The following is an 18,439-nucleotide window of genomic DNA, read 5'->3' on the forward strand; positions in this document are numbered from 1 at the left end:
ATTTCGCGTAAAAGACGTAAAGGCCCGCCCGGAAGGTGCGGGTCGCAACAAGAACCGACAAGCTAAATCGGGAGCAGAAAATGCCGAAATACAGGGTGGTGACGCCAAAGGGCGCGAGCTTCACGGTCGCCGGCAGCGACTATTCGTACGAGCGCGAGGCGCTCGATCCGATCGATGCCGAGATCATCGAGGCGCCCGCCAATGAGGCCGAGTTCATCGCCGCCGCCAAGAATGCCGACGCGATCTACGCCAAGGGCATCCCGATCAGCAAGACCATCATCGACAGCCTGCAGAACTGCAAGGTCATCACGCTGGGCTCGGTCGGCGTCGACAGTGTCGATGTGAAGGCGGCAACCGCCCGCGGCATTCCCGTCACCAACATTCCCGATACCTTCATCGAGGAAGTCGCCGACCACGCCATGATGCTGCTGCTGTCGGGGTTCCGCCGCCTGGTCGAGCAGGACAAGATGGTGCGCAGCGGCCGCTGGGCCGAGGGCCGGCCGGCGCTCCTGAAGATTCCACGACTGATGGGCCAGACGCTCGGCTTCGTCTCGTTCGGCCGCGTCGCGCGTGCGGTTGCGAAGCGCGCAGCTCCCTTCGGCCTGCGCATGATGGCCTACGATCCCTTCATCCAGGAAACGCTGATGTGGGACCACGGCGTCATCCCGGCGACGCTGAACGAGGTGCTGTCGCAGTCCGACTTCGTCTCGATGCACGCCCCTGCCCGGCCCGAAGTGCATCACATGCTCACTGAAAAGCACTTCCGGCAGATGAAGAAGGGCTCGATCTTCATCAATACCGGGCGCGGCGCCACTGTCGACGAGGAAAGCCTGATCAAGGCGCTGCAGGAGGGCTGGATCGCGCATGCCGCCCTCGACGTGCTGGAGAAGGAACCCCCTTCGCACAACAACCCGCTTCTCGGCATGGAGAACGTGACCCTAACCGCCCACGTCGCCTCGGCCTCGGCACGGTTCGACGAGGCGCGCAAGCGCCGCGTAGGCTACGAATTGTCACTGGTGCTTCAGGGCATGTGGCCGGTAAGCTGCGTGAACCCGTCGGTGCTGCAAGACACCGCGCTCCGCCGCTGGCAACCTGTCGGCATGGACCGCGGCCCGAACAGCTAAGGCGGGCGGCGCAACACGCGCCGAGAGACGGCAAGAGAACGAAACGGCCCTTCACCGGCGATCAACGCCGGGAAGGGAGACATCATAGGGAGGAACCGATGAGGAACGACATCACGCGTCGTGATGCCTTGGCGCTGGGCCTGTCTGCTGCGACGTTCGCCGCCACGGGTGCTGCAGCGCAAACTTCGAACATCAAGGCCGCCGACGTCCCCGCGCCGAAACTGCCGATCGAGAAGGGCGCGACGCTTCGCATGCTGCGGCCGGTGCGCTTCGTCCAGGCCGACGAGGACGTGTTCCGCGCCAACGCGGCAAAATTCACCAAGGAGACCGGCGTCGAGGTCAAGGTCGACTTCGTCGGCTGGGAAGACATCAACCAGCAGACCGCGGTCACGGCCAATTCCGGCGCCGGGCCCGACATCATCATCGGCTTCGGCGATGCACCGCACATCTATATCGACAAACTGATCGAGCTGACCGACGTCGCCGACTATGTCGGCAAGCGTTACGGCGGCTGGCTCACGCTGGCACAGACCTATGGCAAACGTGCCAAATCCAACAACTGGATCGGCCTGCCATTCGGCGCCTCGGGCGGTCCCCTCGTCTACCGCAAATCGATTCTGCAGTCGGTTGGCTTCGACAAGGTGCCGGATGACCACGCTGGCGTGCTCGACGTCTGCCGGAAATTGCAGAAGGCGGGCAAGCCTGCCGGCTTCGCACTCGGCAATGCCGTCGGCGACGGCAATGGCTTTGCCCAGTGGCTGCTGTGGTCGCACGGCGCGGCCCTGCTCGACCCCGAAGGCAATCTCATCATCAACAGCAAGGAAACGGTGGCGGCACTCAAATATCTGAAGGAGCTCTACCCCACCTTCATCGCCGGCACGCCCTCGTGGAACGACGTTTCCAACAATCGCGCCTATTCCTCGCAGGAAATTGCGCTGACCGCCAACGGCGTCTCACTTTACTTCTCGCTGAAGAACGATCCCGCGACCAAGCCGATCGCCGACGACACCGAGCATCAGTTCCTGCCCAAGGGTGTCGCACCGATCTCTCCGATGTCGGGGCTTACGCTGAACGCGATGGTGTTCAAGCACAGCCCGTATCCGAATGCGGCAAAGGCCTTCCTGCAATTCATGCTGGAGAAGGAGCAGTATGAACCCTGGCTCAACGCCAATTCCGGCTACTGGGCGCAGCCGCTGGCAGCCTATGCCGACGCAGCCGTTTGGACAGGCGACCCCAAGGTGGCCATCTTCAAGGATACGATGAAGAGCTCCTACTATAACGGCTATAATGGCCCGATATCGACCGCGACAGGCGCCGTTAATGCCGATTATGTGCTGGTGCAGATGTGCGCCTCGGTCGCGACCGATGCTGCAACACCGGAGCAGGCAGCCGCCGAAGCGGAGCGTCGCGCGAAGCGGTATTTCCGCCGGTAGCAAACGCAACCACGGTCAGAGCAAGGAGCGGAGAAGCAATCCAGACTTTGTCAGCAGAGAAGGATTGGATTGCTTCACTTCCGCCGTTGCTCTTCGAGCTACGGCGGACAAGTCGCTCGCAATGACGGTGGAGTGAATCTTCAACGACAGGACAACGCCCTGATGTCCGTGACCACCCTCTCGTCCCCGACGCTGACCCAGCGGCAGCCGAACTGGCTGGTGCGGCTGTTCGACTACAAGCCGTTCCTGATCGTGATGTGCCTTGCGCCCGCGATCGGGCTGCTCGCGGTATTCCTGACCTATCCGCTCGGCCTCGGCATCTGGCTCGCCTTCACCGACGCCACGATCGGTCGAAGGGGCCAGTTCATCGGCTTCGAGAACTTCCAATATCTGCTCACCGATCCCCTGTGGTGGAACGCGGTGTTCTACAGCGTGGTCTACACGGGGATCGCGACCTTCGGAAAGTTCGCGCTCGGCTTCTGGCTCGCGCTGCTGCTCAACAATCATTTTCCGTTCAAGAGCCTGTTGCGCGCCATCGTGCTGCTGCCCTGGATCGTGCCGACGGTGCTCTCGGCGCTGGCGTTCTGGTGGATCTACGATCCGCAATTCTCGATCATCTCCTATCTGCTGGTCGACGTGCTGCACTGGCGCACCAGCAATATCGATTTTCTCGGCTCGCCCTGGCCGGCGCGGTTCTCGCTGATCGCGGCCAACATCTGGCGCGGCATTCCTTTCGTCGCGATCTCGCTGCTGGCGGGGCTGCAAACCATCTCGCCCTCGCTCTACGAGGCAGCCATGCTCGACGGCGCCAGCTCCTGGCAGCGCTTCCGCTACATCACCTTTCCGATGATGATGCCGATCCTCGCCATCGTCATGACGTTCTCGATCATCTTCACCTTCACGGACTTCCAGCTGGTCTACGCCATCACCCGCGGCGGCCCGGTGAACTCGACCCACCTGCTCGCAACGCTGGCGTTCCAGCGCGGCATCGCCGGTGGCGAGCTCGGCGAAGGCGCGGCGATCGCGGTGTCGATGATCCCGTTCCTGGTGTTCGCGACGCTGTTCTCCTATTTCGGCCTGGCGCGCCGCAAATGGCAGCAGGGAGAGGCCAATGACTGATACCGTCGCGCAAGCCTCCGTCGCCAACGCCAAAGCAGCGCCCGACACCATGGCCTGGGATTCCGGGCTGCGGCGGCTGATGATGATCTATTTGCCGCTCGGCTGCTTCGTGCTGATCCTGCTGTTTCCGTTCTACTGGATGGCGATCACCTCGTTCAAACCGAATGCGGAGCTGCTGAATTACCGGGAGCACAACCCGTTCTGGATCACCTCGCCGACGCTGGTACACATCAAGCACCTCTTGTTCGACACTGCCTATCCGCGCTGGCTGTGGACCACGATGCTGGTTGCGATCGGGGCCACCACGCTGTCGCTGGTCGCCAGCACGCTTGCCGCTTACGCGATCGAGCGCCTGCGCTTCCGCGGCAGTCCCTATGTCGGCCTCGGCATCTACCTCGCCTATCTGGTGCCGCCGTCGATCCTGTTCATTCCGCTCGCAACCGTCGTGGTGCAGTTCGGCCTGTTCGATTCTCCGCTGGCGCTGATCTTGGTCTATCCGACCTTCCTGGTGCCGTTCTGCACCTGGCTCCTGATCGGCTATTTCAAGTCGATCCCCTATGAGCTCGAGGAATGCGCGCTGGTCGATGGCGCGACGCGACTGCAGATCCTGCGCCGTATCACGCTGCCGCTCGCCGTGCCCGGCCTGATCTCCGCCGGCATCTTCTCGTTCACGCTGTCCTGGAACGAGTTCATCTACGCGCTCGCCTTCATCCAGAGCGGCGCCAACAAGACCGTGCCGGTCGCGATCCTGACCGAGCTCATCACCGGAGACGTCTACCAGTGGGGCGCACTGATGGCGGGCTCGCTGCTCGGCTCGCTGCCGGTTGCGATCTTCTACTCGCTGTTCGTGGATTACTACGTGTCCTCGCTCACCGGCGCGGTAAAGGAGTAGCTCGCCGCTCACAGGCGAATCGCGATCCGATCGTGCAATCCTGATAGATCACATGGCTCATTGATCCCACCTTCCGTACTGACGGTGGGACCAACCAGTTGGCGCCGTCAATCACCGCTTAAGAAAGCGAGAATTGCATGGATACGCCAAATCTTCGCTCAATGTCGCGACGCGGTTTTTGCCTCTGTTGCGTCGGCGGCGCGACCTTCGCAGCCACCGGGGGATGGCTCAGCCCTCGACAAGCCTACGCAGAAGCGCGCGGCCTCGTCAGCCTGATCAAGGACAGCGCGGCGGCATCGCCGATCAAGGTGTACAATCTGCGTAACAACATCAGCGTGCTCGAAGGATCGGGCGGCAACATTGCCGTCCTCACCGGACCTGACGGCAAGCTGCTCGTCGATGCCGGTATCGGCGTCTCGCGCCCGCAGCTGAGCAAGACGCTTGCCGAACTTGGCAGCGAGCCGATCGCGCATCTGATCAACACGCATTGGCACTTCGACCATGCGGACGGCAATGAATGGGTGGGCGCTGCGGGCGCGAAGATCATCGCTCACGAAAACACCCGCAAGCACCTCTCCGTTGTGCAGAGGGTCGAGGACTGGGACTACAATTTCCTGCCGCTGGCGGCCAAGGCTATTCCAACGGAGGTCTTCGCCAAGGACCATCATCTCAAGGTCAACGGCGCTTCCATTGCGTTGAAATATCATGGCCCGGCGCATACGGATGGCGACATCTCGGTCATGTTCACGGAGGCCAACATCCTTCATATGGGCGACACCTTCTGGAACGGCATCTATCCCTTCATCGACCATTCGACCGGCGGCAGTATCGACGGCATGATCGCGGTCTGCGGCGCCAATCTGGCGATGGCCAACAACGACACCATCATCATCCCCGGTCACGGCAAGCCGGTCAGCAACAAGGCCGAGCTGCAGCAATTCCGCGACATGCTGGTCGCCATCAGGGATAACGTCGGCAATCTTAAGAAACAGGGAAAGACACGCGACGAGACGGTTGCCGCCAAGCCGACGGCTGCGTTCGACGCGAAGTGGGGACAGTTCCTGGTCGACCCCGGCTACTTCACCAGACTAGTCTATGAAACCGCGTGAGCGGCGGCAAGCGGTGAAGGAGTAAGTACGCGGCGGCAGTCGTGTGATGCGGAAATGCCGCGCAGTACTGGGATGCCCCGCTTTCGCGGGGCATGACAGCGAGATTGATGCGGGAGCGGGGAAGAGCCAGCATCCTAGCCCGACGGCACGATCACCATGCTCTTGTCCTTCGGCCAGCGAACGCGCCAGGCGAAGTTGATGTCGCGGACCTCGCCGGGCTTGGCGTCGAACGACCATTCCAGCACGCCGCGCTTGTCGCGGATGTCCTTTGCCGTGGGCAGCGTGGTCGCGGGCAGCATCTCGACCACGATCTCGTCATTCTCGCTGACCGGCAGCTGGTCCTCGATCGCGACGTGAATCGGGAAGTCGTGGCCGTTTCAGACAGTGGTCTTGAAGGCGCGCTCGTCGGTCTTCGATGTCGTCACGATCAGGCCGGCCGAGCCTTCGTTGCGCTTCAGCACCGCACGCTCGATCTTGACCTTGTCATCAGCGCCGAAGCCGAGCCGCACGATGTCGTCCTTGACTGATGCCGAGAGCTTGCCGCGTCCGACGAAGACGCCGTCACGGTAGATCGCGACTTTGCCTGGCAGCAACGTCGCCTCGTCGGTCTGCCTGAAGCTGGCTTCGAGGAAGGCGGTGGGGTCCTGCACCGGTGCGGCGCGCACCGACAGATCAGCAGGCACGCTCATCGAGGCGATACGCAAGCTCTTGGCGCCCTCGGCGGCGCCAAGGCTGACGCGGCCGGGAATCCTGAAGGTGGCCTGGAAGCCGCCGATTTCGGCGGCCGCCTGCTGCTCTTCGGCACGCTGGATCTGTGAGGCAATATCCTCTCTGGCCCGTCCCCCGGCAGCCTGCTGCTGGGGCTCCATCTTTCGCAACAAAGGCGCCGATGCCGGCGCGGGCATCGCCAAGTCCATCTGCGGCTTCGGCACCTGGGGATATTGCGCCACCAGCGACCCCAGCTCCGGAGCGCTGCCGCCGCGAGCGATGCGCACGGTGGAAACGCCGAGCGAGACGTCGGACCAATCCTCGCCCGTCGACTGCGTGACCTCGGCGCGCCGGACCAGCTCGAGCTGCGGCTTGCGGTCCTTGGCGCCGCTGTCGAGCCGGGCGTCGTAGAGCGGCAGCCAGCGCGCGTTGCGGACGGCATAAGTCACGCGCAGCGTCGCCTTGGTCGCGGCAGCGGAGGCGACGTCGATGCGCACCTCGAGCTTGCTCGGTGGCTTGGCCGAACGATCGGCTTCGAGTTGCGCGATCTGGCGGTCGATCTCGCGCTGCTTTCGCGTGGCATCGCGGATCGCGGAATCTGCGGCCGCGACTTCCTCGGCCACGGCGGTGAAGGCCGCGCGCCACTCGGTGATCGGCCGCGCCTCGCCTTTTTCGCCGAGGCCGGCGGGTGAGGCTTCGGCAAAGCGTTCGGCGAATTTGCGCCGGGCGGTTGCCGCATCGATCGCGCCTTGCAGATCGGCTCGCTCGTCCTTGAGCGCCTCGATGCGCTTGTCGAGCTCGGGAAGATTGACCGGCGGCGCCGCGCGCGGCGGCCGCGCGTCGATGGTGCCGATGGTGAGCTTTGCGCCGGCCTCGCCCTCGACGCGCAAGGAGGATGGATCAAGCGAGAGCGGAAAATCCTTTGCGACCAGCGTGCTATCCCCGGAGGCGAGGTCGATCGCGATCACGCGCGTGACCGTCGCGCCATCAGGATAGACGGTGACGGTGTCGATCGCCGATGTGGCGTCCACATCGGCGGCCCATGAGGGCGCGGCGAGTGCCGTGGTCACCAGGACCAGGCTCGTCGTTGCCAGACATCTTGCGGTGATGCGCATCAAACTTCTCCCTGCCGATATCGCTGCGTCGCCAGCCGGACGCTGCGAAAACATGCCACGCCATCGTGGTGAGACGCGGCAGGGAAGGAACCGGTTCGATTGGGGTTTCCATTAGGCGCCGCTGCGGCGGCACCATGGCCGCGGAACGCGTCGTCGCGCCGCGGCACAAGCTCGTCGCAAGCGCCGAGCTCAGACCTGGCTGGGTGAACCCTGGCCGAAGATGCGACGGAGCAGATCGGTCACGTTCTTGGCGCCGGCCTTCTTCAGAATGCTGGCGCGATAGCCTTCGACCGTGCGCGCACTCAGATGCATGCGGCGGGCGACCTCCTTGTTGGTGAGGCCGGCGGCCAGATGCGTGAGCACGTCATTTTCGCGCGCGGTCAGGGGCTCGCAACCAGGCAACCACCAGTGCCTGGTCGGTTCCGGCTGAGCAAACTCGTCGATTGCGGCGTCGATCCGGCCGACGATATCGTGGGTGCGGAACGGCTTCTCGATGAAGTCAGCTGCGCCGCTCTTGATGGCATCCACCGCCATGGCGATGCTGCCGTTCGCTGACGTCACCAGCACCGGCGCCATGCAATTTTCCTCGCGCAGGCGCTTGAGCACGTCGAGGCCGGAGCGATCCTGCGGCATCTCCAGCAGCACACAGGCTGGCATTCGCGCTTTTGCTTCCGACAGCAGCGAAGCGCCGTCGGCGAAGCAGATCACGTCATAGGCGCTCTCTTGAAGCGCGTCGGACAATAGTTCGCGGGCGGCGGCGTCGGTTTCAATGACAAATACCTCACCCTTGGAAAACGTGTTTCCCGGCATATCCAGATCCAGCAATGTCTTGGTCAAATGGGAAGCGACGGCCGGGGGCCTCATCGCGCCCCGCCGTCAACAGCACGGCATTCGCGCCCGCGCTTTCCCTTATGTATGTTCCATCCGGTTCCGGGATTTGACGGATCGGGACAGAAACTTTACATTTCGGGACATCTGCGGGAATGGCTGACAGGAACTGGTCGCATGACCGACCTCATTCGCAGTGCAGGCTTGAGCAGTTATCCGGAGGTCGCCCGGTCGGTCGGGCTCGACCCCAGGCAGATGATGCGCAAGGTCAGATTGCCGCTGACCATCCTGGACAAGCCCGATACGCCCATCGCTGTCCCGGCCCTGCGTCGCCTGCTCGAGATATCGGCAGCGGAGTCAGGTGCCGAAGATTTCGGCTTGCGGCTCGCCGAGCGCGGCGGCCTCACCAATTTCGGCGCAGTCGGCCTGATCGTGCGCGAACAGGCGACGGTCGGCGAGGCGATCGAAGCTTTCTCCCGCTTCATCCATGTCCACCACGATGGCATGAAGCTCAACGTTCTCAGGGAGAAGCAGACCGTGACGATCAGGCTGCATCTGCGCGGCCGGCAACCGACCGCGCCGCGCCAATCGATCGACATGGCGCTCGGCAGCATCCACCGCATCATCCAGTCGCTGTTCGGCAGCGACTGGCGGCCTCACGAGGTTCACCTGCACTACCCGCCGCCGCACGACCGCAAACGCTACCGCGACTTCTTCGGTTGCCGCGTGATCTTCAACGCGGACGAGGACGCGATCCTGATGTCGGCACACGACATGGAGCGCCGCGTTCCAAGCGCGCATCCCCTCATCGCGAGCTACTTACGCAAGCGGATCGAGGCCATCGAACACCGCCCCGCAAGCTGGGAGGAGAAGGTCGAGGAGGTCGTGCGCAGTCTGCTCGCGAGCGGCGACTGTACTGTCGAGCGCGTTGCCGCGCATCTGGCCTGCACCCGCCGCACCATCCACCGCCACCTCGCCGCATCAGGCACCAGCTTCTCGGCGATCCTCGAGGCGCAACGCGCCGATCTCGTGATCCAGCTGATCGAGGATCCCGACCGGCCGCTGGTGGATATTGCCGCACAGCTCGGCTTCTCCGCGCAAAGCGCCATGGCCCGCTGGTTTCGCGGTCGCTTCGGCTGCACCATCACGGAATGGCGGCGGGGTGTGCGGCCACAGGCACAGCCCGCCGGTGTAGCACCGGCCACCGCGGCCTAGCTCACGCGCACATCAGGCGTGCTCGAACGGGCCGACTTCGCGGATGACCTTGCAGATCTGCAAGCGGCCGCTCGCATAGAATTCCGCATGTCCTCGCTTCATCGCCTCGACATGTTCCGGATGGGTGCGCCAGACCTCGAGTGCCTCCTCCGACGCGAAGCGAAACACGGTCAGCTCCTCACCGTCGTCGGCCTTGAATGACTTGACGGAGAGAAAGCCCGGAATACTGCTGACAATGTTGTACATGCGCTCGCCGAGCCGACCATACTCCTCGAGCGACACGCCATCCCGCAGGTTCAGGCCGCCGATCACCACGACTTCGCCGATCATTTTCGATCCATTCCTCATTCGCGCTTCCACGCCAAGTAAACAGCAGACGCAGCTCGAATGATAGGTTCGGACCGATGACGGCGCTTGTTACACCGCTACCAGAACTTTCAGCGGGCTGGGGCCGGCATGCCCCTGGTGGCCAGCGCGAGCCGGGGGTTGCCCGACAGCAGCGGGCCGAATGCGACGGCAAAGCCGAGGAACGCGACGATCCAGCCGCAGGCGGCGATATGCAGCAGCACATCGCTATGCGAGGGCAACAGCACGGCAGCAACGCGCGCCAGCGCCGCAACGATGATCGCGAGATAGATGCCTTTCGTCGCAAGCGAGGCCGTCAACGCCTGCCCGGTGTGACCGAGGCTCGCGCGCGTCATCACCGCGAGCGTCATGACCCCGGCTGCCCCCGTCATCCAGGCGTGGATGCCCGCGCTCGGCGGCAGCACGCCGAAGCCGGCCAGGGCGTTGAGAAGGAAGCCCGATGGCACGAAGGCGTAGCCGATATGCAGGATCACAAGCAGCCGTTCGCGCGTGGTGCGATCGCCGGCCCAACGCGCCAGCCGTACCAGATGCAGCATACCGACCAGCGCCATCACCGCGCCAGCGATCAGGTTCAGGGGGATCAGGATCCATGCAATCAGCGCCAGCGCGCTCAATCCGATCACCACGCCGTCAAACCGTCCGAACGGCACCGGCACGCGACCGGGATTGAACTTGACCAGCCAGTTGCGGGTGAAGCTCGGAATGATGCGACCGCCGATCAGCGAGATCAGCAGCACGACCACGCTGATGCCGATTCGGATGCTGATATCGGCCGCACCGCTGAAATGCGCTTCGAGATGGAAGGCGACGTTGCCACCGAGCAGCACCAGCACGAGCCCTACGACAGGCAGATTGCGCCAATTGCCGCCCGCGATGATCTCGCGCATTGCAGCCGCGACCACCAGCGCCAGGAAGGCGGCATCGACGGCAAGTGCGAACGCCCAGCCGATCTCGGCTGACAGGGCCACCGCCGCACGTCCGGCCAGCCAGACGACCAGCAACGCACCCAGCGACGTGCCCTGGATCGGCAGCCGCCCGGTCCAGTTCGGGATCGCGGTGAACAGAAACCCGGTGATGACGGCCGGCAGGAAGCCGTAGAGCATCTCATGGACGTGCCAGTCCCGAGGCGCAAAGGCTGAAATGACCGACAGTTCACCATAAAACATGGGCAGCCAGACCAGGATCGACAGCCCGGCCTGAATGGCAGCGAACAGGAAGAAGGGCCGAAAGCTGTTCGCAAACAGCGGCCAGCCCTGAAAATCACGAGATCGAACGCCGGCCATCGCAACAACTCCAGGAGTTTCAGACTGTTGCCTGGAAAAATACTGCCGCGCAGCTGGTCCGTTCTTGCGCTATCGCAAACTGCCGGATGATTGCAGGTGCCATCACACTCTCCGATGCCAAGGAGGCGGAATGGCCAAGGTCGACACATCGCTGGTTGCGCATTTGCCGCTGTTTGCCGGTGTCAAGCCGGAGGACCTCGACGAAATTCTGCGCGAGGCCCGCTCGGTTCGCTATCCTAGAAGCAGCGCCATCTTCGAGCAGGGCGCGGAGGCACAATCCTTTTTCCTGCTGCTGCACGGCCATGTCCGTGCGGCCAAGACCACGCCGACCGGCGAGCAGATCGTGGTGCGCTATGTCGCGCCCGGCGAGACGTTTGGGCTGGCGATGGCGATCGGAGCCGCGCACTACCCGGCAACCGCGCTCGCGGTCGACGACAGCGTCGTCCTGATCTGGCCCACGGGCGCCTGGCCGCGTCTGATCGAGCGGTTTCCCGCGCTTGCCGCCAACACGATGCAGACCGTCGGCAAGCGGCTGCAGGAGAGCCACACCCGTATCCTGGAAATGTCGACCCAGCAGGTCGAGCAACGCGTCGCGCATGCGCTGCTGCGGCTCGCCAATCAATCCGGCAAGAAGCTCGACCACGGTATCGAGATCGACTTCCCGATCAGCCGCCAGGACATCGCACAGATGACCGGCACCACGCTGCACACGGTCAGCCGCATCCTCAGCGGATGGGAGAGCCAGGGTCTCGTCGAGAGCGGCCGGCAACGCATCATCCTGCGCGAGCCGCACAAGATCGTCGTGCTGGCGGAGCGGAACCCAGACAGCGGCGCTTGACGATATGGTGAGGGCGCATTCGCTTACGGCGAAAGCGCTCCCTCACCCGGGAATCCGCACACCCCTGTGCAGATTCCGATTCCTCTCACGCCGGCACGTGATCACTCAGCGCCGTCAGGAATTTGTCGCTGTCGATGCCATGCTCGCGGCAGGCGTCGTCCACGGTGTGAAAGGTCGCAATCGGACAGCCGACACAGGCCATCCTGAAGGCGAGAAACACACGGATCGTGTGCGGCGCGTTGCGCATGATATCATCGACCAGATCGTCAGATCGGAAGGGCATGGACAACTCCATTCCGAGCTGACGATAACGGGGTTGGCCGGAGGTTCTTTGTTGGAGCGCAAGCTGGCCGCTACTACACCGCCCGGCTGTGCAGCTGCCTGCCCGAATCCAGATGCGCGTCGAATGCGGCGGCGACGCTGCGGACCAGGAAGCGCGAGTCGTTCGCGACCGCCAGACGGTGGCCTTCCAACCTCACCACACCGTCCGAGATCAGCGACTTCAGCCGCGACGCCGATTGCAGCATCGTCCCCGGCTCGGTGCCATGGCGTGCGCAGATGTCGCCGAGATCGGCGCCGAACTCGCACATGATCCGTTCGATGATATCCGCACGCAGCCGATCGTCGTCCGTAAGCTCATAGCCCTTCGCGGTGGCGAGGCGACCTTCTGCGATGCTCTGCTGATAGGCGCCGATCTGCACCTCGTTCTGGACGTAGCCCTGCGGCAGATGTCCGATTGCGCTGGCGCCGAAGCCGAGCAGGACCTCGCTTTGGTCGGTGGTATAGCCCTGGAAATTGCGCCGCAACGTCCCCTGCGCGTAAGCCACGGCCATGGCATCGTCGGGTCTTGCGAAATGATCGAGGCCGATCTGCACATAGCCGGCCTCCTTCAGCGCGTTGGCGATGGCGCAGGCCTGGTCGTGGCGTGCAAGACCGTCCGGCAAATGGATCTCGTCGATCATGCGCTGGTGCTTCTTGAAATCAGGCACGTGCGCGTAGCCGAACACCGAAAAGCGGTCGGGCTCGAGCTCGAGCGAGCGGCGCACTGTGTCCAGGCAAGATGCGATGGTCTGGTGCGGCAGGCCGTAGATCAGATCGAAATTGATTCCTCCGATGCCGGCCTGCCGAAGCCTGTCGACGACGGAGGCGGTCTGCTCATAGCTCTGCACGCGGTTGATCGCGCGCTGAACGACGGGATCGAAGCTTTGCACGCCGAGGCTGGCGCGATTGACGCCGGAGCGGCGTATGGCCTCGACCATCTCTGATGTCAGGGTGCGCGGGTCGATCTCGACCGCGATCTCGGCCGAGGGCAGTACGAAGAAGGCGCGGCGCATCGCCGCCATCATCTCGGCAAAGGCCTCAGGCGCCATGATCGTCGGCGTACCACCGCCGAAATGAATGTGCTCGACATTGATGCGGCGACCGATGGTGTCCGCGACCTGCGCGATCTCGCTGAGGAGAGTGCGCTGATAGGACGCGACAAGCTCATCCCGGCGGACGATCTGGGTATGGCAGCCGCAGTACCAGCACATCTCGCGGCAGAACGGCACATGCAAATAGAGCGAAGCACTGGCGCCCGGGGGAAGCTCGGACAGCCAGCGCGAGTAGGTGCCGGCACCGATCTGCGGCGAGAAATGCGGCGCGGTCGGGTAGCTCGTGTAGCGCGGCAATCTCTCTTCGCCATAGCTCGCTGCGAGGTCGGTCCTCATATGTTACCCATTCATAAATTGATGCTGCCTGCAGTCGCAGCAACCTTGGATCGCAGAGGATGACCTGTTTTCCGCCGGTCGGCCTTGCGCTTGCTCAAAGTCCAGCTCGCCGGATCGCGACCCCAGTGACGTTCGGCGCCGCCCTTAAGGAATTCACCGGAGCCTATTCCAGCAAAAGCTTGTCGCAGCGCAAACACGCTTGCCGCAACAGGCGCACACTGCATCCGTCATCAAAACCCTTTTCAGATGAAGGATGCTTCCAAATGTTCACCCGCAGAGCCGCATTGATCAGCGCCGCCGCGACCGCCCTGATGCTGGCAGCACCCGCTTTCGCCGCCAACGATCTCAACCTGCCGCGGCAGAAGGTGGAGTTGGTTGCCCCGCCCTTCGTGCATGCGCACGAGCAGGCGACCAAGCAGGGCCCCAAGATCATGGAGTTCACGCTTACCATCGAGGAGAAGAAGGTCGTCATCGACGAGAAGGGCACCACCTTCCAGGCCATGACATTCAACGGCTCGATGCCTGGCCCGCTCATGGTCGTGCATGAGGGTGATTATGTCGAAGTGACATTGGTCAATCCCGCGACCAACTCCATGCCGCACAACATCGACTTCCACTCCGCGACCGGCGCACTCGGTGGCGCGGCGCTGACTTTGATCAACCCCGGCGAGCAGGTCGTGCTGCGCTGGAAGGCCACGCGGACCGGCGTGTTCGTCTATCATTGCGCACCGGGTGGCCCGATGATTCCCTGGCACGTCGTCTCGGGCATGAACGGTGCCGTGATGGTGCTGCCGCGCGACGGATTGAACGACGGCAAGGGCCACGCGTTGAAATACGACAAGGTCTATTATATCGGCGAGCAGGACATGTACGTGCCGCGCGACGAGAAGGGCAATTTCAAGTCCTACGACTCGCCGGGCGAAGCCTTCACCGACACCGAAGAGGTGATGAAGAAGCTCATCCCCTCCCACGTCGTGTTCAACGGCAAGGTCGGCGCTCTCACCGGCAAGAACGCGCTGACGGCGAATGTCGGCGAGAACGTCCTGATCGTTCATTCGCAGGCCAACCGCGACAGCCGTCCGCACCTGATCGGCGGCCATGGCGATTACGTCTGGGAGACCGGAAAATTCTCCAACCCGCCGGAGACGGGGCTCGAGACCTGGTTCATCCGCGGCGGCTCCGCGGGAGCGGCGATGTACAAGTTCCTGCAACCCGGCATCTACGCCTATGTCACGCATAATCTGATCGAAGCCGCCGACCTCGGCGCCACCGCGCACTTCAAGGTCGAGGGCAAGTGGAACGACGATCTGATGACCCAGGTGAAGGCGCCTGCGGACATACCGGCCGCCAACACGAACTAGAGGCGACGAGGGGCCGGCCACCACCGGCCCCTTCTTGTTTCGGGAAACGACCATGCTGATTGCATTCAAGCTCAAATTGCTGCTCGCTTGCGCCGCCGGCTTCGCTGGACCTCTGGCCATTGCGCCAATCGTGTCCGAGATGACAACGCGCGGCACGCAGGGCGAGCCTGCGATCGTCGAGATCGCCGCAGGCAGCTTCGTCTATCGCGAGGCCGGCGATTTCATCCGCGGCGGGCAGCAGGCCGAGGCGCCGCTGCACAAATTGCAATTCACGAAACCGCTGCATGTCATGCGCGAGCAGGTCTCCTCGGCGGACTACCAGCTTTGCGTACAGGATGGCGGATGCCGCGCGCTCGATCGCGGCGTCGCGATCGCGCTTGACCGTCCTGCGGTGCAGGTGAGCTGGCACGATGCACAAGCCTATGCGAGCTGGCTGTCGCGCAAGACCGGCCACCATTACCGCCTGCCCAGCGATGCCGAATGGGCCTTCGCGGCGGGCTCCCGCTTCAAGGACGACGGCGCTCCCGCAGACGCGGACAACCCGGCAAAACGCTGGATCAGCCGCTACGAGCGCGAATCCGAACGCGACCTTTCCGACACCAATGCCTATCCCTTCGGCAAGTTCGGCCTCAACGAGCGCGGCGTGTCCGATCTCGCCGGCAATGTCTGGGAGTGGACCTCGACCTGCTTCGTGCGCTCGCGCGTCGACGAGGCGGGCCATGCCGGCCGTCCGACCGTGAATTGCGGTGTACGCGTCGCCGAAGGCGCGCACCGCGCCTATGTCACCGACTTCATCCGCGACGCCCGCGCCGGCGGCTGCGCGCAGGGCGTGCCGCCCGCCAATCTCGGCTTCCGCCTGGTGCGCGAGGAGCGATCCTGGGTCGCGAACGTGTCGATGCGGTGGGCAAAGGTGTGGGCGAGATCGTAGCGAATTTGACGCGCGAATTGGAATAGCGTTGGCGAAGCCTCATACTCCGTCATTGCGAGCGCTGCGAAGCAATCCAGAAATCCCTCCGCGGAGACAGCCTGGATTGCTTCGTCGCATCAGCGCAAAATTGCTACGCAATTTTGTCGCGAGCTCCTCGCAATGACGGGTTTGGAACACACGCTCGCGTTCAATCGTCACCGTTCGTGCGGCGAGGTCAAATCTCCCGCGCGAACATCCGGAAGCCCGGCGCGCCGATCAGCGCCTCAAACGCGGGATCGCGCTTCTCTTCCGCGAAGGCAAAGCCGGCCTTGGCATAGGCGCGCTCGGCGGGCGCATTGCCGATCAGGAACGATATCGTTGCACGGCGGAAGCCCGCTGCCCTTCCCTTTGCCAGTGCGGATCCGATGAGTGCCTGCACGAGACCGCGGCCGCGATAGGCAGGATCGGTCGCGACATGCTCGATCATCCAATCCCCCTCGCCGCCCTGAACCCAACAGTCCCGGACATAGGCGCCGCGTCGGCGGATTGCCTCCAGCTCGGACGCCGTCAGCCCCGTCGCTGCGCCGACCTCTGCGATCGCAGCCCATGCCGCCGGTCCGGTGCCGGCCGCGGGCACGGCACAGAGCGCAGCGGCGGGCCGGTCATCGCATTCGGCGATCAGAAAGTTTTGGTGGTGCCACATCGATACGGCCTGCGCGGTCGCGATGCGCGCGATGAAATCGCGGCACTGCTGTTCCGGCCAGCCGAGCGCAATGTCGAACCAGCCGCGCGGCCGGTAGCCGCGCTGCGATGGCAGGATGGTTTTTGCGATGAAATCGGCGTCGTCGGGACGCGCAGACCGTATCGTCATGCGCGCCCCCTTGCGAAGACCTCAGCTGTTCTTCAGCGCCACACGAAACTCGGCTTCGGTCTTGGCCTTGACCTCGTCGAGCGTGACGCCGTCGGCGAGCTCGATCAGCGCCATGCCACCGTCACCGTGCTTGTCGATGGTGAAGACGGCGAGATCGGTGACGACCATGTCGACGACGCGCTCGCCGGTCAGCGGCAGATTGCACGTCTTCAGCAGCTTGGCGCCGTCCTTGGCAGAATGCTCCATCACCACGACGACGCGCTTGACGCCGGCGACGAGGTCCATCGCGCCGCCCATGCCCTTGACCATCTTGCCGGGGATCATCCAGTTGGCGAGATCGCCGTTCTGGGCCACCTGCATGGCGCCGAGGATCGACAAATCCATGTGGCCGCCGCGGATCATGCCGAAGGAATCGGCCGACGAGAAATAGCTCGTCGACGGCAGCTCGCTCACGGTCTGCTTGCCGGCGTTGATGAGATCGGCGTCTTCCTCGCCCTCGTAGGGGAACGGGCCCATGCCGAGCATGCCGTTCTCGCTCTGCAGGCTGACGTCCATGCCGTCGGGGATGTAGTTCGAAACCAGCGTCGGGATGCCGATGCCGAGATTGACGTAGTAGCCGTCACGCAGTTCCTTCGCGGCGCGTGCTGCCATTTGTTCGCGGGTCCAGGCCATCAGACTTCAACTCCAGTGCCGGCCGCCGGCGCACTCGCTGGGCGCGGACGGGTGTTGCGGAATTCGATGCGCTTCTTGGCGGTGCCGACGTCGATAATACGCTTCACGAAGATGCCGGGCGTGTGGATGTGATCCGGGTTGAGTTCACCGGCGGGAACCAGGTGCTCGACCTCGGCCACCGTGACCTTCGCGGCGGTCGCCATCATCGGGTTAAAGTTGCGCGCGGTCTTGCGGTAGACCAGGTTGCCGGCGGTGTCGCCCTTCCAGGCGTGCACGATGGCGAGGTCGGCGAACAGGCCGCGCTCCATCAGGTACTTCTCGCCGTCGAACTCCTTCACTTCCTTGCCCTCGGCGATCAGCGTGCCGACGCCGGTCTTGGTGTAGAACGCCGGAATACCGGCGCCGCCGGCGCGGATGCGCTCGGCCAGCGTGCCCTGCGGGTTGAATTCGAGTTCCAGCTCACCGGCCAGGAATTGCTGCGCGAACAGCTTGTTCTCGCCGACATAGGACGAGATCATCTTCTTGATCTGGCGGGTTTCCAGGAGGCGCGAGAGGCCGATGCCGTCGACGCCGGCATTGTTCGAGACGACCGTCAGACCCTTGACGCCGGAGTCGCGGATCGCATCCGACAGCGCCTCGGCGATGCCGCAGAGGCCGAAGCCCCCGGACATGATCATCATGTTGTCCTTGAGAACGCCCTCGAGCGCCGATTTGGCGTCGGGATAGACCTTGTTCATGCAAAAACCCTCGACTTAAACCTGAGAGGCGTCGCGCCCTTATTGGCGGCGATTATTAGGCGAAATCGTCCGAAGCCGTCAATGATACGGGGTTCTCCGTTCCGAAGGGCGGTGCTAGAAGCTGCCCACGCGGTGGGCAGGACCGTCCGCGG

The 18,439-nt window shown here is 63.7% G+C and carries 17 protein-coding genes and 1 pseudogene; 9 read left to right on the forward strand and 9 right to left on the reverse strand.

Annotated elements, in window-relative coordinates:
• The first annotated feature begins 80 nt into the window (after positions 1-80).
• From Q0687_RS08270 to Q0687_RS08290, 5 genes are all read left to right on the forward strand, one after another.
• Entirely contained in the window at positions 81-1,124 is a 1,044-nt protein-coding gene (locus Q0687_RS08270) for a C-terminal binding protein (protein WP_298874344.1), read from the forward strand.
• A gap of 98 nt (positions 1,125-1,222) precedes the next feature.
• Positions 1,223-2,557, forward strand: a complete 1,335-nt coding sequence (locus tag Q0687_RS08275; RefSeq protein ID WP_298874347.1) for an extracellular solute-binding protein — start codon at positions 1,223-1,225, stop codon at positions 2,555-2,557.
• Between the two features lie 162 nt (positions 2,558-2,719).
• Positions 2,720-3,676 (forward strand): sugar ABC transporter permease, encoded by a 957-nt coding sequence (locus tag Q0687_RS08280; protein ID WP_298874350.1) that lies wholly within the window; start codon positions 2,720-2,722, stop codon positions 3,674-3,676.
• Between the two features lie 49 nt (positions 3,677-3,725).
• Entirely contained in the window at positions 3,726-4,568 is an 843-nt protein-coding gene (locus Q0687_RS08285) for a carbohydrate ABC transporter permease (RefSeq protein WP_298874518.1), read from the forward strand.
• 137 nt (positions 4,569-4,705) lie between these two features.
• A complete protein-coding gene (locus tag Q0687_RS08290) occupies positions 4,706-5,677 on the forward strand; it encodes an MBL fold metallo-hydrolase (protein WP_298874352.1) in 972 nt (323 codons plus the stop codon).
• Positions 5,678-5,811: 134 nt separating this feature from the next.
• Here the strand turns inward: Q0687_RS08290 and Q0687_RS08295 are convergent.
• Together Q0687_RS08295 and Q0687_RS08300 are read right to left on the reverse strand one after the other, a co-directional pair.
• Positions 5,812-7,500: pseudogene (locus Q0687_RS08295) on the reverse strand (mucoidy inhibitor MuiA family protein).
• Between the two features lie 189 nt (positions 7,501-7,689).
• A complete protein-coding gene (locus tag Q0687_RS08300; RefSeq protein ID WP_298874355.1) occupies positions 7,690-8,310 on the reverse strand; it encodes a response regulator in 621 nt (206 codons plus the stop codon).
• 195 nt (positions 8,311-8,505) lie between these two features.
• Here Q0687_RS08300 and Q0687_RS08305 point away from each other — a divergent pair, with 195 nt between their 5' ends.
• Entirely contained in the window at positions 8,506-9,543 is a 1,038-nt protein-coding gene (locus Q0687_RS08305; protein ID WP_298874357.1) for an AraC family transcriptional regulator, read from the forward strand.
• Between the two features lie 12 nt (positions 9,544-9,555).
• On the opposite strand, the gene Q0687_RS08310 is transcribed toward Q0687_RS08305, so the two are convergent.
• Together Q0687_RS08310 and Q0687_RS08315 are read right to left on the reverse strand one after the other, a co-directional pair.
• Positions 9,556-9,873, reverse strand: a complete 318-nt coding sequence (locus tag Q0687_RS08310; protein WP_298874358.1) for an antibiotic biosynthesis monooxygenase — start codon at positions 9,871-9,873, stop codon at positions 9,556-9,558.
• Between the two features lie 107 nt (positions 9,874-9,980).
• Positions 9,981-11,192 carry an NnrS family protein gene (locus Q0687_RS08315; protein ID WP_298874360.1) on the reverse strand — a complete coding sequence of 404 codons (1,212 nt, stop codon included), beginning with the start codon at positions 11,190-11,192 and terminating at the stop codon, positions 9,981-9,983.
• Between the two features lie 130 nt (positions 11,193-11,322).
• Here Q0687_RS08315 and Q0687_RS08320 point away from each other — a divergent pair, with 130 nt between their 5' ends.
• Positions 11,323-12,030: a Crp/Fnr family transcriptional regulator gene (locus Q0687_RS08320; RefSeq protein WP_298874362.1), complete on the forward strand. Its 708-nt coding sequence runs from the start codon at positions 11,323-11,325 to the stop codon at positions 12,028-12,030.
• Between the two features lie 85 nt (positions 12,031-12,115).
• Here Q0687_RS08320 and Q0687_RS08325 read toward each other — a convergent pair whose 3' ends face one another.
• Both Q0687_RS08325 and hemN read right to left on the reverse strand, forming a co-directional pair.
• On the reverse strand, positions 12,116-12,313 hold the full coding sequence (locus Q0687_RS08325; RefSeq protein ID WP_298874365.1) for a DUF1858 domain-containing protein: 198 nt from the start codon (positions 12,311-12,313) through the stop codon (positions 12,116-12,118).
• 73 nt (positions 12,314-12,386) lie between these two features.
• Complete coding sequence (gene hemN, locus Q0687_RS08330; RefSeq protein WP_298874366.1) at positions 12,387-13,739, reverse strand: oxygen-independent coproporphyrinogen III oxidase; 1,353 nt, start codon at positions 13,737-13,739, stop codon at positions 12,387-12,389.
• A gap of 263 nt (positions 13,740-14,002) precedes the next feature.
• On the opposite strand from hemN, the gene nirK reads away from it, so the two are divergent.
• Together nirK and Q0687_RS08340 are read left to right on the forward strand one after the other, a co-directional pair.
• Positions 14,003-15,100, forward strand: a complete 1,098-nt coding sequence (nirK, locus tag Q0687_RS08335) for a copper-containing nitrite reductase (protein WP_298874369.1) — start codon at positions 14,003-14,005, stop codon at positions 15,098-15,100.
• 52 nt (positions 15,101-15,152) lie between these two features.
• Positions 15,153-16,028: an SUMF1/EgtB/PvdO family nonheme iron enzyme gene (locus Q0687_RS08340; protein ID WP_298874372.1), complete on the forward strand. Its 876-nt coding sequence runs from the start codon at positions 15,153-15,155 to the stop codon at positions 16,026-16,028.
• Between the two features lie 214 nt (positions 16,029-16,242).
• Here Q0687_RS08340 and Q0687_RS08345 read toward each other — a convergent pair whose 3' ends face one another.
• From Q0687_RS08345 to Q0687_RS08355, 3 genes are read right to left on the reverse strand one after another with little or no spacing between them, the layout of a single operon-like run.
• Positions 16,243-16,878 carry a GNAT family N-acetyltransferase gene (locus tag Q0687_RS08345; protein WP_298874375.1) on the reverse strand — a complete coding sequence of 212 codons (636 nt, stop codon included), beginning with the start codon at positions 16,876-16,878 and terminating at the stop codon, positions 16,243-16,245.
• Between the two features lie 21 nt (positions 16,879-16,899).
• Positions 16,900-17,550 (reverse strand): CoA transferase subunit B, encoded by a 651-nt coding sequence (locus tag Q0687_RS08350; RefSeq protein WP_298874378.1) that lies wholly within the window; start codon positions 17,548-17,550, stop codon positions 16,900-16,902.
• Positions 17,550-18,287: a CoA transferase subunit A gene (locus tag Q0687_RS08355; protein ID WP_298874381.1), complete on the reverse strand. Its 738-nt coding sequence runs from the start codon at positions 18,285-18,287 to the stop codon at positions 17,550-17,552. The genes Q0687_RS08350 and Q0687_RS08355 overlap by 1 nt, the downstream gene beginning before the upstream one ends.
• Positions 18,288-18,439 lie beyond the last annotated feature (152 nt).

It is taken from the genome of uncultured Bradyrhizobium sp. (assembly GCF_936928535.1).
Lineage (GTDB): Bacteria > Pseudomonadota > Alphaproteobacteria > Rhizobiales > Xanthobacteraceae > Bradyrhizobium.

What these genes read in the sequence shown, in the direction of transcription:
- Q0687_RS08350 (WP_298874378.1), bottom strand. Translation starts at nt 17,550, where the DNA reads ATGGCCTGGACCCGCGAACAAATGGCAGCACGCGCCGCGAAGGAACTG.
- Q0687_RS08340 (WP_298874372.1), top strand. Translation starts at nt 15,153, where the DNA reads ATGCTGATTGCATTCAAGCTCAAATTGCTGCTCGCTTGCGCCGCCGGC.
- Q0687_RS08290 (WP_298874352.1), top strand. Translation starts at nt 4,706, where the DNA reads ATGGATACGCCAAATCTTCGCTCAATGTCGCGACGCGGTTTTTGCCTC.
- Q0687_RS08325 (WP_298874365.1), bottom strand. Translation starts at nt 12,313, where the DNA reads ATGCCCTTCCGATCTGACGATCTGGTCGATGATATCATGCGCAACGCG.
- Q0687_RS08275 (WP_298874347.1), top strand. Translation starts at nt 1,223, where the DNA reads ATGAGGAACGACATCACGCGTCGTGATGCCTTGGCGCTGGGCCTGTCT.
- Q0687_RS08355 (WP_298874381.1), bottom strand. Translation starts at nt 18,287, where the DNA reads ATGAACAAGGTCTATCCCGACGCCAAATCGGCGCTCGAGGGCGTTCTC.
- Q0687_RS08315 (WP_298874360.1), bottom strand. Translation starts at nt 11,192, where the DNA reads ATGGCCGGCGTTCGATCTCGTGATTTTCAGGGCTGGCCGCTGTTTGCG.
- Q0687_RS08280 (WP_298874350.1), top strand. Translation starts at nt 2,720, where the DNA reads ATGTCCGTGACCACCCTCTCGTCCCCGACGCTGACCCAGCGGCAGCCG.
- Q0687_RS08345 (WP_298874375.1), bottom strand. Translation starts at nt 16,878, where the DNA reads ATGACGATACGGTCTGCGCGTCCCGACGACGCCGATTTCATCGCAAAA.
- Q0687_RS08320 (WP_298874362.1), top strand. Translation starts at nt 11,323, where the DNA reads ATGGCCAAGGTCGACACATCGCTGGTTGCGCATTTGCCGCTGTTTGCC.
- nirK (WP_298874369.1), top strand. Translation starts at nt 14,003, where the DNA reads ATGTTCACCCGCAGAGCCGCATTGATCAGCGCCGCCGCGACCGCCCTG.
- Q0687_RS08285 (WP_298874518.1), top strand. Translation starts at nt 3,726, where the DNA reads ATGGCCTGGGATTCCGGGCTGCGGCGGCTGATGATGATCTATTTGCCG.
- Q0687_RS08270 (WP_298874344.1), top strand. Translation starts at nt 81, where the DNA reads ATGCCGAAATACAGGGTGGTGACGCCAAAGGGCGCGAGCTTCACGGTC.
- Q0687_RS08305 (WP_298874357.1), top strand. Translation starts at nt 8,506, where the DNA reads ATGACCGACCTCATTCGCAGTGCAGGCTTGAGCAGTTATCCGGAGGTC.
- Q0687_RS08300 (WP_298874355.1), bottom strand. Translation starts at nt 8,310, where the DNA reads ATGCCGGGAAACACGTTTTCCAAGGGTGAGGTATTTGTCATTGAAACC.
- hemN (WP_298874366.1), bottom strand. Translation starts at nt 13,739, where the DNA reads ATGAGGACCGACCTCGCAGCGAGCTATGGCGAAGAGAGATTGCCGCGC.
- Q0687_RS08310 (WP_298874358.1), bottom strand. Translation starts at nt 9,873, where the DNA reads ATGATCGGCGAAGTCGTGGTGATCGGCGGCCTGAACCTGCGGGATGGC.